General features: G+C 64.5%; 11 protein-coding genes and 2 pseudogenes. 1 reads left to right on the forward strand and 12 read right to left on the reverse strand.

From position 1 onward, the window contains the following. Positions 1-34: 34 nt before the first annotated feature. From V1293_RS30240 to V1293_RS30270, 7 genes and pseudogenes are all read right to left on the reverse strand, one after another. Positions 35-1482: pseudogene (locus tag V1293_RS30240) on the reverse strand (M16 family metallopeptidase). Beyond that, a complete protein-coding gene (locus V1293_RS30245) occupies positions 1404-2795 on the reverse strand; it encodes a M16 family metallopeptidase (RefSeq protein WP_442894302.1) in 1392 nt (463 codons plus the stop codon). The pseudogene V1293_RS30240 and the gene V1293_RS30245 overlap by 79 nt, the downstream one beginning before the upstream one ends. Before the next feature lie 177 nt (positions 2796-2972). After that, the gene (locus V1293_RS30250; protein WP_334514686.1) at positions 2973-3686 is read right to left on the reverse strand and encodes a hypothetical protein; all 714 of its coding nucleotides are present in this window, start codon (positions 3684-3686) and stop codon (positions 2973-2975) included. A 92-nt stretch (positions 3687-3778) separates the two neighbouring features. Beyond that, positions 3779-4276 carry a signal peptidase II gene (lspA, locus tag V1293_RS30255; protein WP_334514688.1) on the reverse strand — a complete coding sequence of 166 codons (498 nt, stop codon included), beginning with the start codon at positions 4274-4276 and terminating at the stop codon, positions 3779-3781. 576 nt (positions 4277-4852) lie between these two features. Beyond that, a pseudogene (gene ileS, locus V1293_RS30260) lies at positions 4853-7837 on the reverse strand (isoleucine--tRNA ligase); the annotation flags it as partial. A 195-nt stretch (positions 7838-8032) separates the two neighbouring features. Further along, complete coding sequence (locus V1293_RS30265; RefSeq protein WP_334516980.1) at positions 8033-8587, reverse strand: sugar O-acetyltransferase; 555 nt, start codon at positions 8585-8587, stop codon at positions 8033-8035. After that, on the reverse strand, positions 8584-9567 hold the full coding sequence (locus V1293_RS30270; protein ID WP_334514691.1) for a bifunctional riboflavin kinase/FAD synthetase: 984 nt from the start codon (positions 9565-9567) through the stop codon (positions 8584-8586). Before V1293_RS30270 ends, V1293_RS30265 begins: the two co-directional genes overlap by 4 nt. Positions 9568-9807: 240 nt before the next feature. On the opposite strand from V1293_RS30270, the gene V1293_RS30275 reads away from it, so the two are divergent. Beyond that, on the forward strand, positions 9808-10203 hold the full coding sequence (locus tag V1293_RS30275; RefSeq protein ID WP_057835874.1) for a response regulator: 396 nt from the start codon (positions 9808-9810) through the stop codon (positions 10201-10203). A gap of 173 nt (positions 10204-10376) precedes the next feature. On the opposite strand, the gene V1293_RS30280 is transcribed toward V1293_RS30275, so the two are convergent. The 5 genes from V1293_RS30280 to V1293_RS30300 form a co-directional block, all read right to left on the reverse strand. Next, positions 10377-11231: a TIGR01459 family HAD-type hydrolase gene (locus V1293_RS30280; protein ID WP_334514693.1), complete on the reverse strand. Its 855-nt coding sequence runs from the start codon at positions 11229-11231 to the stop codon at positions 10377-10379. 15 nt (positions 11232-11246) lie between these two features. Further along, complete coding sequence (locus tag V1293_RS30285) at positions 11247-12704, reverse strand: EAL domain-containing protein (RefSeq protein WP_334514695.1); 1458 nt, start codon at positions 12702-12704, stop codon at positions 11247-11249. Positions 12705-12960: 256 nt separating this feature from the next. Next, positions 12961-14307: an aspartate aminotransferase family protein gene (locus V1293_RS30290; protein ID WP_334514697.1), complete on the reverse strand. Its 1347-nt coding sequence runs from the start codon at positions 14305-14307 to the stop codon at positions 12961-12963. A gap of 105 nt (positions 14308-14412) precedes the next feature. Further along, the gene (prmB, locus tag V1293_RS30295; protein WP_334514699.1) at positions 14413-15378 is read right to left on the reverse strand and encodes a 50S ribosomal protein L3 N(5)-glutamine methyltransferase; all 966 of its coding nucleotides are present in this window, start codon (positions 15376-15378) and stop codon (positions 14413-14415) included. After that, positions 15378-15845: a molybdenum cofactor biosynthesis protein MoaE gene (locus tag V1293_RS30300; RefSeq protein WP_334514701.1), complete on the reverse strand. Its 468-nt coding sequence runs from the start codon at positions 15843-15845 to the stop codon at positions 15378-15380. The genes prmB and V1293_RS30300 overlap by 1 nt, the downstream gene beginning before the upstream one ends. Positions 15846-15852: the final 7 nt, after the last annotated feature.

Raw genomic sequence — 15852 nt, forward strand, 5'->3', positions numbered from 1 at the left:
GACGGCTAGGCCCGGCCATGACGGAGAAAATGCGTCAGTTCGCCTTTGGCGGCGCCACCACCGGCTGGGCGGCGGCCTGCGGGGCGCGGCCGACGATGACGGTCAGCAGGCCCTGGCCCCACAGCTTCTGCGCGGCCTTTTTGGCATCGTCGAGCGTCACGGCGTCGACGAGGGCGTTGCGCTTTTCGATGTAGTCGATCGGCAGCTTGTCGAGCTGGTACTGCAGCAGCGCCTGCGCGAGCTTGGAGGAGGTATCGAGCGCCAGCATCTGCGAGCCCTTCAGGTAGGACTTGGCCTCGTCCAGCTCCTTCTGGGTCGGGCCTTCCTCGGCGATGCGGCGGATTTCCTTCTCGATGGCGTCGACGGTTTCGCCGGCGCGGTCGGCGCGGGTGCCGGTGTTGCCGATGAAGAGCGCGGAGCGATCCATCCAGAGCAGCGATTCATAGACCGAATAGGCGAGGCCGCGCTTTTCGCGCACCTCCTTGTAGAGCCGCGACGACAATCCGCCGCCGCCCAGGATGTGGTTCACGACATAGGCGGCCATGAAATCCGGATCGTGCCGGCGAATGCCGGGGCCGCCGAACGTCACCACGGTCTGCGGCACGTCGAGCGGCACAAACGCGCGCTGCGGCGGCTTGGTGGCCTCGACCTCGGCGATCTGCGTCAGGCTGGCCTTGGCCGGCAGTCCGCCGAATGTCTGGTCCAGCAGCTTGCCGAGCGTGTCGGCGTCGACATCGCCGACCACGGCGATGCGCAAGTTATCCTTGGCGATGATGCGGCGGACGTAATCCTTCATGTCGGCGACGTCGATCTTCGGCACGCTGTCGAGCGTGCCGTTGGCCTGCCTGCCATAGGGATGATCGCCGAAGGCCACTTCAAGGAATTTGCGGCTCGCCAGCGAGGTCGGGTTGGTGGTGTCGCGCCGCAGCCCGGAGAGCACCTGCGCGCGAATGCGCTCGACGTCGGTGGCGTCGAAATGCGGCGAGGTCAGCGCCAGATGCAGGAGGCCAAAGGCCTCGTCCTTGTTGTCCTTGAGCATGCGCAGCGAGCCGCGGAAATAATCCCGGGTCGACGAGAAGCTCAGTTCGATAGCGCGGCGCTCGAGGCGCTCGTGAAAGGTTTTGGAATCGAGATCGCCGGAGCCCTCGTCGAGCAGGCCGGCGACCATGTTGCCGACGCCGGACTTGCCTGATGGGTCCTGGGCGGCGCGCCGCCGCCGAAGGCATATTCCATCGCGATCAGGGGCACGGTGGCGTCCTGCACGAACCACGCCTCGATGCCGCCAGGCGAGACCAGCCGCTGGATCTTTGCCGCGGCGTGCGACGGCGTCGCCGCCAGCAACACCAGCACGGCGCCGGCGATCAGGCCGGATGCGAGGCGCTGCGCGCCAATCGAAAAACGGATCACGAGCGCTTCTCCTCGCGTTTCGGCGCGGCATCCTTGATCAGGTAGCCGGTCACCGAGCGTTTGTTGTCGAGCCATTTCTGCGCGGCGTCGCGCACCTGTTCGGCAGTGACGGCGCGAATCCGGTCCGGCCAGCTCCTGATGTCGTCGATCGAAAGCCCCGTGGTCAGCGCGCCGCCATACCAGCGCGCCAGCGTGGCCTGATTGTCCTGGGCGTAGATCGCTTCCGCAATCAACTGGGTCTTGACCCTCTCGAGATCCTCGGCGCGGGCGGGATTCTGGATGACGTCGGCAATCACGCCGTCGATCGCCTGCTCTACTTGCGAAAACTCGACGCCGGGCTTTGGCGAAACCGAGATCGAGAACTGCGAGGGATCCAGCGAAGTGCCCTGGTACCCGGCGCCGGCGCTGATCGCGAGCGGACGGTCGATCACCAGCGCGCGGTAGAGATAGGAGTTGGAGCCGCCGCCCATCAATTGTGCCAGCACGTCGAGCGCGGGGCCTTCGCCGGCTGCAGCCGTCGTGGAGGAGGGGACGAGATAATAGCGCCGCAGGCTGGTCTGCTCGACGCGCGGATCGGACAGCGTCACCGTGCGCGGCGCGGCAGGCACCGGCTCCTGCGGACGGACGCGATGCGCTGATATCGCGGGCTGCGCCGGAATGCCGCCATAGGCCTTTTCCACCATCGGGCGGACTTCCTTGGCGTCGACATCGCCCGCGATCACCAGGATCGCGTTGTTCGGCGCGTAGAAACGCTTGTAGAACGCCAGCGCATCCTCGCGGTCGAGCTTCTCGATCTCCTGGCGCCAGCCGATGATCGGCCGGCCATAGGGATGGTTGAGATACAGCGCCGCCATGATCTGCTCGGTCAGCCGCGCGTCCGGATTGTTGGCGACGCGCATGTTGAACTCTTCCAGCACGACGTCGCGCTCGGGAAGTACATTCTCATCCTTGAGGATGAGGCCGGTCATGCGGTCGGCCTCGAACTCCATCATTTTCGCCAGCTGCTCGCGCGGCACGCGCTGGAAATAGCCGGTGTAGTCGAGTGAGGTGAAGGCGTTTTCGTTGCCGCCGATCCGCAGCACGGTCTGGGAGAATTCACCGGCGGGGTGTTTGGCCGTGCCCTTGAACATCAGATGTTCGAGGAAGTGCGCCAGTCCCGATTTGCCCGGCGTCTCGTCGGCGGAGCCTACCTTGTACCAGATCATCTGCGTGACGACGGGGGTGCGGTGATCCGGGATCACGACCACCTGCAGGCCGTTGTCGAGGGTGAAGCTGGCGGGACGCTCCGACGTGACCGTGGTCTGGGCGAATGTGCTGCCGGCAGAGAAAGCGAACGTCGAGATGAAGGCTGCAACGAGAGCGGCGGCAAAACGGTGTGAGGACATCATGACCTATCTGGCGCGCATGCCGCAAAGCTGGTGACCGGTCCTGCGACAGGAATTCGCGCAAACGTTAGAAGTAACCCGACAAAACCGTTCGGGATCAAGCCGCGGCATCGTACACCGCGCCGGCACCAGCAATCGTCACGAAGGCGAGAGATCAGCTTAACTAATCGCCATACTTAACTAATCGCCATACTTGCCCTTGGCCGGGTTGTATTCCTTGTTGAGCGATTCCTTCGGCCCGGTGCCGTAGGCATAATTCGGCGACGGCGTCTGGTAGCCGGGCGGAGGCTGGGTCAGCGAATCCCGCGTCGGCTCTTCCTTGAACGGGGCCGTCTCGGTCTTGTTGCCGCCGAACAGGCCACTGAAGCCGCCGCTATAGCCGAGCTGCGAAGGGCTCAGGATTGGATTGTTGTTCGAGGTGCCGGGTTGCACCGGATCGTTGTCCTTGCGCGAGGGCGCCGCGGTCTTGCCCACCGCGAGTTCGGCCGGTGTCAGGATGCGGGCCGCTTCGCGCGGGTCCTTGTTCTCTTTCTTGCGCGCCGCGATCGCTGCCTTGCGGCGCTGCTCGTCGGGATCCTTTGGCCAGTTCGGCGCCTTCACTTCGGCCGCGGTCCCAGCCGGCGGCGGCAAATCGAGCTTGGGGGGAACCACCAGCGGGGAACGCTCGCGGTACTCGATGCCGCGGTTTTCCATGTTGGTGCCGCCGATGCCGCGCATGATGCCTTCGATGATCTTTTCCTCGAAGGTCTTGTCGTCCTCGTCCTCGTCATCAGCCGCGCGCAACGGTCCGGCGGCCATCACGAGGCCAACGCCGAGGGCAATGGCAGCAAACCGCAGGGCCCGGCTCAGCGAGCTGGTCTGCAGCATCCAAAAGCGGGCTTCGGTCTCGCGCATCGCGCTGTTCCCATTCACAATTTCTGCAACACGCGGGGGCCGGCTTAAGGGGCGTGATGGCTCCATACCGCAGGGGTTCGTATCGGCTGGGATCAGGGCGCTTTTGCGGCGGGTACCCCCAGGAACGAGTCATACAATAGGCCCGCTACCCCGGCAACAATGGCCACATCCGCCAGGTTAAACACGTACCAATTGAAGGTTTTTTCCCCGATCTCGATATGGAACAGGGCGAAATCGACCACCGCGCCATAGAGGAAGCGGTCGATGCCGTTGCCGACCGCGCCGCCGATGATCAGACCGAGCGCCAGCGTCGCCAGCAGCGTGCTGGAGCGCGCCATCCAGATCCCCAGCACGATCACGGCGATCGCCTTGACCGCTATCAGCGCGACCTGGGCGAGCTGGTTGTCGGTCTGGAACCAGCCAAAACTGATCCCGACGTTCCAGGCCAGCACCAGGTCGAAGAACGGCGTGACCCTGACCACGCCGCGCCGGGCAAGGTCGAATGTGTAGAGCAGCCAGAGCTTTGAGGCCTGATCGATCACCAGCGTCGCGATCGCGGCAAGGGCGCCGGCGCGGAGGTGAGGGGTCACGGGGCGTTCCTTGCCGGACACTTATCTGGCCTTCTTTTTCTTCTTTTTTGACCTGGTCGCCGGCGGCTTCTTTGCCGGCTTCCTGGTCGTCTTTTTCTTCTTTGCCTTCTTGGCAGCCATCTTTGTGGCCGCCTTCTTGGCCCCCTTCGCTGCCGAAGCGGTCTTTTTAGATTTGGCAGCCTTCTTGGCCTTGGCTTTCCTGGCTACGGCTTTCTCTACCGCGGCTTTCTTAGTCTTGGCCTTGTTGGCTTTGGCCTTTTTGGCATTGGGCTTTTTGGTATTGGGTTTCCTGGCTTCGGCTTCAATGGCCTTCTCGGCTTCGACAGTCTTCTTGGCTGCGGCGACCTTGGCGACCTGTTTGGTTTTGACCGGTCGTTTGGCTTCCTCAGCCTCCGAGCTTTCCGAAGTCTTCCTGGCCCTGACTTTCTTGTCGGGCTTAGCAGCCGTGACGTTTTCCGAACCGGCTTGCTCAGGCGTTTCCTTTAATACCTGCGCTTGCTCGACGGGTTGCGTATCGATCAATCCGACAGGCTCGGCGGGCGCTTCGACGGCTTCAACCGGCTTCTCGCCTTCGGCAAGCGCCTTCCACTCGCGCAAGGCCTGCGCATCGCGCGGGGAGACGTCGGGATACTCGGCGTCTTCACCGACGGTCGGCAGGATCTTCCACGACCGGGCGCATTTGGTGCCCACGGCCTTTTCGACCACGACGGCGACACCGGGTACGTCGGCGAGGGTGAACGCGCCGGCCGGCGCGTCGTCGTTGGTCGCCATCGCGTTCGAGGTGATGCAGACTTCGGCGAGGTCGACGTCGAACAGCGTGTTGAAGATGTTCTTGTCCGACACATAGACCAAGGGCGAAGCCTCGAGCGAGGAGCCGATGTTCTTGGCGGCGCGTTCGAGCTCGAGCGCACCGGTGACCACGCGCCTGACGTCGCGGATGGTTTCCCACTTCGCGGCGAGTGCGTCGTCGCGGAATTGGTCGAAGCCTTCCGGGAACAGCGTCAGGTGCACCGAGGCTTCCGCATTCGGCCGGTACATCCGCCAAGCCTCCTCGCAGGTGAAGCTGAGCACCGGCGCCAGCCAGCGCAGGATCGCATCGCAGATGATGTCGATGGCGGTCAGCGCCGCCTTGCGCGTGACCGAGGACGGCGGATCGCAATACAGCGCGTCCTTGCGGATATCGAAATAGAACGCCGACAATTCGGTGTTCATGAACGCCGCAAGCGTCGCGACCACCGTCTTGTAGTCGAACTCGGCATAGGCCTGGCGCACGATGGAAGCGCGTTTCGCCAGCTCGTGCAGCATCAAGCGTTCCAGCTCGGGCATGTCGGCGTGCGCGACCGCGTCGGCCGGATCGAAATGATGCAGCGTGCCGAGCATCCAGCGGATCGAGTTGCGCAGCTTGCGGTAGGTCTCGATGGTGTTCTTGAGGATCTCGGGGCCGATGCGCTGGTCGTCGGCATAGTCGGTGGCGCAGACCCAGAGGCGGAGGATATCCGCGCCCGAATCCTTCATCACCTTCTGCGGCTCGACGGTGTTGCCGAGCGACTTCGACATCTTGCGGCCGTTCTCGTCCAGCGTGAAGCCGTGGGTGAGCACCACGTCATACGGCGCGCGGCCGCGGGTGCCGGCGCTTTCCAGCAGCGAGGAATGAAACCAGCCGCGATGCTGGTCGCTGCCTTCGAGATACATGACCGTATCATCGCCGCCGTCGATCTTGCGGACGATGTTGCCAAGCGTTGGGAAATTCTGGCGGTCTTCCAGCACGAAGGCGTGGGTGGAGCCGGAATCGAACCAGACGTCGCAGATATCGTCGACCTTCTTCCAGTCCTCAGTTGATCGCGACCCCAGAAAGCGCTCGCGCGCGCCGTCCATGTACCAGGCGTCGGCGCCTTCCTCCGTGAAGGCTTCGACAATGCGCTGATTGACGATCTCGTCCTGCAGGATCTCGGCGGAGCCGTCGCCGTTCTCGCGCACGAACACGGCGATCGGCACGCCCCAGGCGCGCTGGCGCGAGATCACCCAGTCCGGCCGGCCTGCGATCATGCCGTTGATGCGGTTTTGTCCGGCCGGAGGCACCCATTGCGTCACCGAGATCGCATGCAGCGCGCGGGCGCGCAGCGTGTCGCCCGATCTAGTCTTGCCGCCTTCGGCGATGTCCTTGTCCATCGCAATGAACCATTGCGGCGTGTTGCGGAAGATCACCGGCTTCTTCGAGCGCCAGGAATGCGGATATTGATGCTTGAGCCGGCCGCGCGCCAGCAGCTTGCCGGCCTCTACCAGCGCCTTGATGACGGCCTCGTTGGCGTCGCCCTTCTCGCCCTTGTCGTTGATGACGCGCTTGCCCTCAAAGCCCGGCGCATGATCGGTATAGGCGCCGTTCTCGTCGACCGTGTAGGGGATCACGGGGTGGATGCCGCGGGCCTCCAGCTCGCGCACGTTCGCGATCCAGGCATCGAAGTCCTCGCGGCCGTGACCCGGTGCGGTATGGACGAAGCCGGTGCCGGTGTCGTCGGTGACGTGGTCGCCGGCGATTAGCGGCACCGTGAATTCATATCCGCCGGCGAAACCTCGTAGCGGGTGAGCGCATTCCACCGCATCGAGCGTGTCGCCCGGCAGGTCGCGCACCTTCTCATAGGCGGTGACACGCGCCTGTTTGAATACTTCTTCTGCGAGCGCATCCGCGAGGATCAGGAGATCGCCGGTCTTTGCCCAATTGTCTGATGGCGCATCGGTGACCTTGTAAAGACCGTAGGCGATCTTCGGCGAGAACGAGATGGCGCGGTTGCCGGGCAGCGTCCACGGGGTCGTGGTCCAGATCACGACGGAAGCCTCGGCCAGCACGCCATGCGCCGGCGAGGTGACCGGAAACTTCACCCACACCATGTCGGAGGTGTAGTCCTCGTATTCGACCTCGGCTTCGGCCAGCGCGGTTTTCTCGACCACGCTCCACATCACGGGCTTGGAGCCGCGATAGAGCGTGCCGTTGGCGGCGAACTTCATCAGCTCGCGCGCGATCTGGGCTTCGGCCGGATAGCTCATGGTGGCGTAGGGATGAGCCCAGTCGCCGATGATGCCGAGCCGCTTGAATTCCTCGCGCTGGACGTTGAGCCAGTGCGTCGCATAGGCGCGGCACTCTTTCCGGAACGCCACCATCGCGGTGGAGTCGCGGAAGTCCGGCTTCGGCTTGCCCCTGGAGCGGTAGTTCTCTTCCTCGATCTTCCACTCGATCGGCAGGCCGTGACAGTCCCAGCCCGGCACGTAGTTGGAATCGAAGCCGAGCATCTGCTGGCTTTTGGTGACGACGTCCTTGAGGATCTTGTTGAGGGCGTGGCCGATATGGATGTTGCCGTTGGCGTAGGGCGGGCCGTCATGCAGCACGAATTTGGCGCGGCCGGCGGCGTCCTTTCGCAGCTTTTCGTAGAGGTCGATCTCGTTCCAGTATTTGAGGATTTCCGGCTCGCGCTGCGGCAGGCCGGCGCGCATCGGGAATTCCGTCTGCGGCAGGAACAAGGTTTTGGAATAGTCGGCAGCTTCGGACTTTTGCGGATTTTGGGACATGAACGCTCTGGTTTGGCTCGAAGACGGCGCTGAAACGCGGGGAATAGCGGATGAACAGGAAAATCCCGGTCTTGCGCCGAGCAAAACGCTCAAGCGGAAGCCGGGCCGCTAATGCTGATGGTGCGCCGCGCAAACATGGGGGCTTTCCATAGCAGCCAGAAGGGAGAAGCGCAAAGGCCGGGGGCGGTCGTCCCGTCAGGCCTGCCGCGGCCGGGCCGGGTTTCCAGCAACTGTGATGCCCGCGCCGACATCGCGCGTGACCATGCTGCCGGCGCCGATGACAGCGCCGTCGCCGATCGTGACGCCGGGCAGGATGATGGCGCCGCCGCCGATCCAGACGTCGCTACCGATCCGCACCGGGCGGCCGAATTCAAGGCCGGTCCGCCGCGTCTCGGCGTCGCGCGGGTGGTCGGCGGCATAGATTTGCGTCGCGGGCCCGATCTGGGTGCGGTCGCCGATAACAACTTCGACGACGTCGAGGATGACGCAGTTGAAATTGAGAAAGACTTCGTCGCCGAGCCGGATGTTGTAGCCATAGTCGCAAAAGAACGGCGGACGGATCACGGCACCGGTGCCGACACGGCCGAAATGGGTCGACAGCAGCCCGTGGCGCTCCGCCACAGGCGCGGCCATGGCCGCATTGTAGCGCGCGAGCCAAGCCTTGTTGGCAGCGGCATCCGCCTGCAGTTCCGGGTCGCCGGGGCGATAGAGTTCGCCGGCCAGCATTTTTTGTTTTTCGGTCTTGCTCAGCCGATGACTCCAAGCTTCGGAAACGCGTCGGGCGCGGCGGCCAGGGCCGCGCGGGCCCGGGCGCTGTCGTCGTCCATTTGCCTGATCAGCGCGTCGATTGAGTCGAACTTAAGTTCGTCACGGATGAAGCTGATGAAGGCGACGTCGAGCACGGTGTCATAAAGGTCGCCCTTGAAGTCGAACAGGAACACTTCCAGGAGCGGTGCGCCGTTATCAAAAGTCGGGCGTCGGCCGAAGCTCGCGACCGCATCGAAGCGCGCTTGATCCTTTCCCTGGCCGCGGCCGACCCGCACCGCATAGATGCCGTGCTTGAGGCTGCAATTCTTGTCGAGGCGGATATTGGCTGTCGGGTAGCCGAGATCGCGGCCGCGCTTCTCGCCATGGATCACCTCGCCGCTCACGAACCATGGCCCGCCCAGCATGGCGGTGGCTTCGTCGATCTGGCCCTCGGCCAGCGCCATGCGGATCGCGCTGGAGGACACCGGACGCTCCTCGATATCGACATGGGCCTGGACGTCGACCTCGATGCCGAGCCGCGGCCCCTCGCTGACCAGGAGGCTCGGCGAGCCGGAGCGGCCCTTGCCGAAATGAAAGTCATAGCCGACTGCAATGCCGCTGACGCCGAGGCGTCCAATCAGGTCATGGTGAATGAAATCTTGCGCCGAGGTTCCGGCGCGGGTCTTGTCGAAGGTCATCACGACCGCGCCGTCGAGCCCGGTCCCGGCCAGCAGCCGCAGCTTGTTGGCCTCGTCGGACAGGCGGAATTGCGGGCTGTTCGGGCTGAAAAAGCTGCGCGGATGCGGCTCGAAGGTGACGGCAAATGTCGGCCTGCCATGGGCGCGGCCCATCCGCAAAGCGGCGTCGATCACGGCCCGGTGGCCCAGATGGACGCCGTCGAAATTGCCCATGGCGACCACGGCCCCGCGGGGGATCTTGGCGGCAGGGGTGTTGTCTCGGATAACGGTAAAACCAGTTGTCATTTCAGGGATTCTGCACGGATTCTTCAGGGATTCTTCAGGGATTCTTGGGTCGGGACGCGGCCGGACCGTGACGCGGCGCTGCCTTCGAAGTCAAGCGGGCGCGGTCGTATCAAAACGGCCTCAATCCGCCTTTTCCCGATTAACGGGCTGTTTAACGCCTGCTGCTAGTGGTGGGGGAAGGACTGCGGGTCGCGCAGGCCTGCCGATTATTTGTGGCGTAAGCGTTGAGTGGGGGAAAAGATGGCGGTTGATTTGTCCATGCCGGTTCTGGTGGTTGATGACTACAGCACCATGATCCGCATCATCCGAAATCTTCTGAAGCAGCTCGGCTTCGACAACATCGACGATGCCAGCGACGGCTCGGCGGCACTGAACAAGATGCGCGGCAAGAAATACGGGCTCGTGATCTCCGACTGGAACATGGAGCCGATGACCGGCTACGACCTGCTCAAGGAAGTCCGCGCCGACCCCAACCTCGCCACCACGCCCTTCATCATGATCACGGCGGAATCCAAGACCGAGAACGTGATCGCCGCCAAGAAGGCCGGCGTGAACAATTACATCGTCAAGCCGTTCAACGCGGCGACGCTGAAGACCAAGATCGAGGCGGTCTTCCCGGACATGGCGACGGCGTAAGGCGCCTGGTCTCCAGCTCGCTCCAATTCTCGTGATGCCCGGCCCAATCCCGGGCATGCTGCGCTCTCATGAGTCCACGCCCTACCAGGTCTTGCGTTTTCGGATGATGTAAGGTCCATTCCTACTTTGCATGGGGTTGTTTTCGCAATTTTGAGTCCGGTGCAGCGATGCACCTACCACCGCAGCTCGCGCATCAGCGCGCGGGGTGGATGTCCGAACAGCTCTTTCACCGAGGCCGGGTCGAGCTGGTCGATGCCCTCGAATTCCTCGGAATGGATGCCGCGGGTCAGGAAAAGACAATCGATTCCGAAACCGAGCGCGCCGGTGAGATCGGTCCGCACCGAATCTCCGATCGCCAGCACGCGATCGAGCGGGGTCGGCTGGCCGCGGCGTTCGGCGGCGAGCGCCATGGCGCGTTCATAGATCGGCCGATGCGGCTTGCCGTAGAAGATCACCTCGCCGCCCAGTTCGCGATAGAGCTCGGCGATCGCGCCCGCGCAATAGATCAGGCGGTCGCCGCGTTCGACGACGATGTCGGGGTTGGCGCAGACCAGCGGAAGCTTGTGTTCGCGCGCCAGCAGCATCATCGCGCGATAGTCTTCCGCCGATTCGGTTTCGTCGTCGAACAGGCCGGTGCAGACGATGTAGTCGGCCTGCTCCAGCGGCGCCATCACGGCATCGAGCCCGCGATGGATCGACGAATCCCGATCCGGACCGATCCAGAACATCTTCTTGCCGGGATGGTCGGCGACGAAATTCCGGGTCAGGTCGCCGGAACTGACGATGGCGTCGTAGGTTTCGTCGGCGACGCCGAGCTTGCGCAACTGGCGCTGCACGGAATCGGCCGGCCGCGGCGCGTTGGTGATCAGGATGACGGTGCCGCCGCGCTGGCGGTAGGTGTGCAGCGCCTCGCAGGCTTCGGGAAAGGACTCGAGCCCGTTATGCACCACGCCCCAGATGTCGGAGAGGATGACCTCCACGCCGTCCACGAGGTCGCTCAGCCTCTCCGCAAAATGCAATGAGGTCATGAGTTTGGAAGCCTGTTAGCCGGGTCCCGCGGCGCGGCGCGCCAGCGCGGCATTGCCGGTCGCCCGCATCGGGGACTCTGCGGCCGGGCCGGCGATGGGAACGGTGTTGCTGGAGCCATTGGGAGTGCCGGATTCCTTGTTCGCTGTCGCCCCGCCGGTAGCAGATGCCCCCTCGGGCCGCAACGGCCGCGGCGGCGCAAACAGGAAGCCCTGCCCAAACCGCACGTCATAGTCGAGCAGGTCCACCACCGCGCGCTCGCCCTCGATCTTCTCGGCGATCAGGTCGATGCCGAAGCGGCCGAGCAGGTCGGATAGGTCGGAAGGGTGGATGTCCGAGGTCGAGCTCTGCTTGGGATCGAGCAGCAATGCCGCCGGCACCTTGATGAAACGGACGCCACGGTCGGCGAGGTCGCGTGGCTCGATCCGCAAGTCGGTGACGTGATCGATCGAGAAGCGGTACCCGCGCTGCGACAGCGCGGCGAGATTCTCGATTTCGGTCGGGCCGAGGTGGCGGAACGCCGCCTGCTTGAATTCGAGCACGAAGGACGGCGCCAGCGCCCGATTGGCCTCGAGGAAGTCGAGGCATTGCGCGAAATTGACGGGGTTGCCGAGCGTCGCCGCCGAGACGTTGCAGAACACGCCGACGTCCTTGTTGCGCACCATCAGGCGCCGCAGCACCTGGATACAGCGCAACATCACCATGTGATCGATCCTGCCGATCAGCCCGCCGGCTTCGGCGGTGGGGATGAAATCGTCGGCGACGAGAATCTGGTCCTTGTCGTCGCGCAGCCGCGTCACCGCCTCGTAGAAGCGCACCTTGCGCTGCGGCAGCGTCACCATCGGCTGCAGGTAGATATCGAGCCTGCTTTCCTCGACGGCGTTTTTCACCGCGGCAAGCAGCTGTGGCTGGTTGCGCGAGGGCGGGGTGGCTTCCGCTGAAGGCGCCGGCTTTGCAGCAGCAACCGGCGCGGGCCTGGCGGCAGGCGCCGCTGGCTCGGGGGTGATTGCCGGCTCTACCTGCGGTTCGGAATGCGGCCTGCCCGACGGGGCGGGGGGCGCGGCCGCGCCCGAGGCCAGCAGATCCTCATGGCTCGCCACCGAGATGGCCAGTTGCTTGACCAGTCCGCCGAGCTCGTTGATCTCGCCGAGGACGGCCTGGATGCGGTCGGAGCCTGCAGAGTTCGCCGACACCATCCGGCCCTCGACCGCGGCGAGCCGGCGGCCGAATTCGGCGACCTGGCGGGCGAGGTCGGCGGTGCCGCGGGAAAGATCGGCGATCTGGCCGCCGACGTCGGAGCGGTCGCGCAACCGCATCGACACGGCGTTGTAGAGGATCAGGAAGGTCAGCGCGGTGAGCGCCACAATCGCGGAGTCGGTGCCGCTGAAGCCGGCCACCGCATGCAGGACGAGGCCGAGGGAGGCTGCAACCAGCACCATGCAGATGGCGATGAAAATGGTCGAAATGCGAATCATGTTGCGCGCTGCGCCCTCAGGTCTGAACTGTCCTCACCCCGGGAAAACACGGATGTTTCAGACACGTTCCGATATTGCCCGCCCTAAGCGCAGCAACCTTAGCATCAATGTTGATTCGCAGAGCTAGTGTTCTTTGCCGGAACCGGAAATGCAGCGCCGGTCAGTCGCGTGTCCCTGCCCTTATGCGCAATTGCGCATCGGGAGCCGTGGCCCGTGAGGTGGGCCCCGGCGCAAGGCCGGGGCACGAGAGCGATGGTTACGCCGTCGCGCGGATCACCTTGGTGACCTTTTCGATGATCTCGCCGATCTGGTCTTCGGTGATGATCAGGGGCGGGGTCAGGCACAGCGTGTCGCCGGCAATCCGCAGCATCAAATCATTGTCGTGGAAGGCGCTGTTGAGCCCGGCGAAGCCGCGCTTGCCCGGCGCGTCTGCGGCCGGCGCGAGATCGATGCCGGCGGTGAGGCCGACAGTGCGGATATCCACGACGCCGGGCTCGTTCCGCAGCGACATCACCGCGTCGGCGAATTTCGGCTCGAGCCCATGCGCGCGCTCGAACAGCTTTTCGTCGCGGTAGATGTCGAGCGTGGCGAGACCCGCCGCGCAGGCCAGCGGATGGGCCGAGTAGGTGTAGCCATGGGCCAGTTCGACCGCATGTTCCGGGCCGTTCATGAAGGCGTCGTGAATGGTGTCGCGCACCAATACGCCGCCCATCGGCGCCGCGCCATTGGTGATGCCCTTGGCGAAGGTCAGCATGTCGGGCACCACGCCATAGCGTTCGGCGGCAAAGGCGAAGCCGAGCCGGCCAAAGCCGGTGATGACCTCGTCGAAGATCAGGAGGATGCCGTGCTTCTGGGTGATCTCGCGCAGCCGCTTGAGATAGTCCTTCGGCGCCGGCAGCACGCCGGTTGACCCCGCCATCGGCTCGACGATCACGGCCGCGACGGTGTTGGCGCCATGGAGGTTGACGATGCGTTCGAGCTCGTCGGCGAAATGCGCGCCATAGTCGGGTTCGCCCTTGCTGAAGGCTTGCTTCTCGCGGTCATAGGTCGCCGGCAAATGGTCGACGCCGGTCAGCAGCGAGCCGAACATCTTGCGATTGCCGACGATGCCGCCGACGGAGGTGCCGCCAAAACCGACGCCGTGATAGCCGCGCTCACGGCCGATCAGGCGGATGCGGCTGCCCTGGCCGTTGATCTGGTGATAGGCGAGCGCGATCTTGAGCGCGGTGTCAGCTGCCTCCGAGCCGGAATTGCAGAAGAACACGTGGTCGAGGCCTGCGGGCGCCAGCTCCGCGATGCGGCTGGCAAGTTCGAAGGCCTGCGGGATGCCGAACTGGAACGGCGGCGCATAGTCCAGCGCCTCGGCCTGCTTGGCGATCGCCGACGAAATCTGGGTGCGGCCGTGGCCGGCATTGGTGCACCACATTCCGGAGGCGCCGTCGATGATCTTGCGGCCGTCGACGGTGAAGTAATGCATGTCCTTGGCGCCGGCGAGCAGCCGCGGGTTCTTCTTGAACGCCCGGTTCGCGGTGAACGGCATCCAGTGCGCGGCGAGGTCGTTCGGAACCGCGACGGGGGTGGGACGGGGGCTCTTGTCCAGCATGGGCGGCCTCTTTTCGGTTTGGGGTGCGGGCTGCCGCCAAGTTATCAGCTTCGCCGGAAGACGGGAACGCCAACAGGCCGTGATATTTCCGCGCAATATGCCGGATCAAAGATCGGCGGCGGCGATCCAGAACACCTCGCCCTCGGAATCCTCGGTATCGAGCCAGAGCAGCGGCAGTTGGGGATAGGCGGCTTCGAGCTGCGGGCGGCATCGGCCGATCTCGCATAACAGCCCGCCCTGCGGCGTCAGGTGCGCTTCTGCCTCGTCGAGGATGCGCCTGACAATGTCGAGCCCGTCGGCGCCGCCATCGAAGGCAAGCTTCGGCTCGGCGCGGCACTCGCGCGGCAGGCCGGCCAGGCCTTCCGCATCGACATAGGGCGGATTGGAAATGATCAGGTCGTAGCGCTTGTCGTCCAGCGGCTTGAACAGATCGCCACGGTACAGCGTGAGCCTGTTCTCCAGCCCGTAGTCCCGGACATTGCGCGCGGCGACTTCGAGCGCATCCTTTGAAATATCCACCGCGTCGATTTCCGCATTCGGAAAATTCCGGCTGGCCAGGATGGCAAGGCAGCCCGAGCCGGTGCAGAGGTCGAGCACGCTTTCCACCGCGCCCGGGTCCGAGATCAGCGAGCCGGCCTCCTCATCGCCGTCGCCGCCGAAATGCTGCTCCAGCAATTCGCCGATGAACGAGCGCGGCACGATGGTGCGCTCGTCGACATAGAACGGCAGGCCGCGCATGTAGATCTTGTTGACGAGGTAGGCCGTGGGTTTTCGCGTGGTGACGCGGCGCGCGATCAGATCGAGGATCTTTCGGCCTTCGGCGGCGGTGATGCGCGCGGTGGCGAATGCCTCGAACTGGTCGGGGTGCAGATGCAGCGCCTCGCAGACCAGGAAGGCGGCTTCCGCCACCGGATCGGTGGTGCCGTGCGCGAATACCAGCCTGGCTTCGACGAAGCGGCTGACGGCATATCGGACGAAATCGAGCAGTGTCAGCAATTCGCCCGCGCCGACCTTGGGAAATTTCGATGAGCCAGCGCTGCGCATCGCCGCCGGTTTTGCGCGCTTGGCCATCAGGATTTGGTCCAGCGCGCGGCGGCGGCATCGTCATGGTCGTGCGCCTCGACCCAACTCGTGCCTTTTTCGCTTTCCTCGCGCTTCCAGAACGGCGCGTTGGTCTTGAGGTAGTCCATCAGGAATTCCGCCGCCTCGAATGCTGCCTGGCGATGCGCCGACGCCGTCACCACCAGCACGATGTTCTCGCCCGGCGCGATGCGGCCGAACCGGTGAATGATGGTGAGGCCCTGCAACGGCCAGCGCGACAGCGCCTCGTCGGCGTGGCGCCCGATCTCGGCCTCCGCCATGCCGGGATAATGCTCGAGCGTCAGCGCGGCGATCGGCTCGCCGTTCTCGCTGCCGCGACAGATGCCGCTGAACGAGACGACGGCGCCGACATCGGTGCGGCCTTTGCTCAGCGCCGCGATCTCCTGCGCGACGTCGAAATCGGCTTGCTGAATGCGGATGGTCGCGGTGACGGACATCGGGTGG

Source organism: Bradyrhizobium sp. AZCC 1693, from assembly GCF_036924745.1.
Taxonomy (GTDB): Bacteria; Pseudomonadota; Alphaproteobacteria; order Rhizobiales; family Xanthobacteraceae; genus Bradyrhizobium.

Excerpts from the sequence above, each read along its gene's own strand:
- V1293_RS30245 (WP_442894302.1), bottom strand. The coding sequence starts at position 2,795 with ATGATGTCCTCACACCGTTTTGCCGCCGCTCTCGTTGCAGCCTTCATC.
- V1293_RS30250 (WP_334514686.1), bottom strand. The coding sequence starts at position 3,686 with ATGCGCGAGACCGAAGCCCGCTTTTGGATGCTGCAGACCAGCTCGCTG.
- V1293_RS30270 (WP_334514691.1), bottom strand. The coding sequence starts at position 9,567 with ATGACAACTGGTTTTACCGTTATCCGAGACAACACCCCTGCCGCCAAG.
- V1293_RS30275 (WP_057835874.1), top strand. The coding sequence starts at position 9,808 with ATGGCGGTTGATTTGTCCATGCCGGTTCTGGTGGTTGATGACTACAGC.
- V1293_RS30280 (WP_334514693.1), bottom strand. The coding sequence starts at position 11,231 with ATGACCTCATTGCATTTTGCGGAGAGGCTGAGCGACCTCGTGGACGGC.
- V1293_RS30285 (WP_334514695.1), bottom strand. The coding sequence starts at position 12,704 with ATGATTCGCATTTCGACCATTTTCATCGCCATCTGCATGGTGCTGGTT.
- V1293_RS30290 (WP_334514697.1), bottom strand. The coding sequence starts at position 14,307 with ATGCTGGACAAGAGCCCCCGTCCCACCCCCGTCGCGGTTCCGAACGAC.
- prmB (WP_334514699.1), bottom strand. The coding sequence starts at position 15,378 with ATGGCCAAGCGCGCAAAACCGGCGGCGATGCGCAGCGCTGGCTCATCG.
- V1293_RS30300 (WP_334514701.1), bottom strand. The coding sequence starts at position 15,845 with ATGTCCGTCACCGCGACCATCCGCATTCAGCAAGCCGATTTCGACGTC.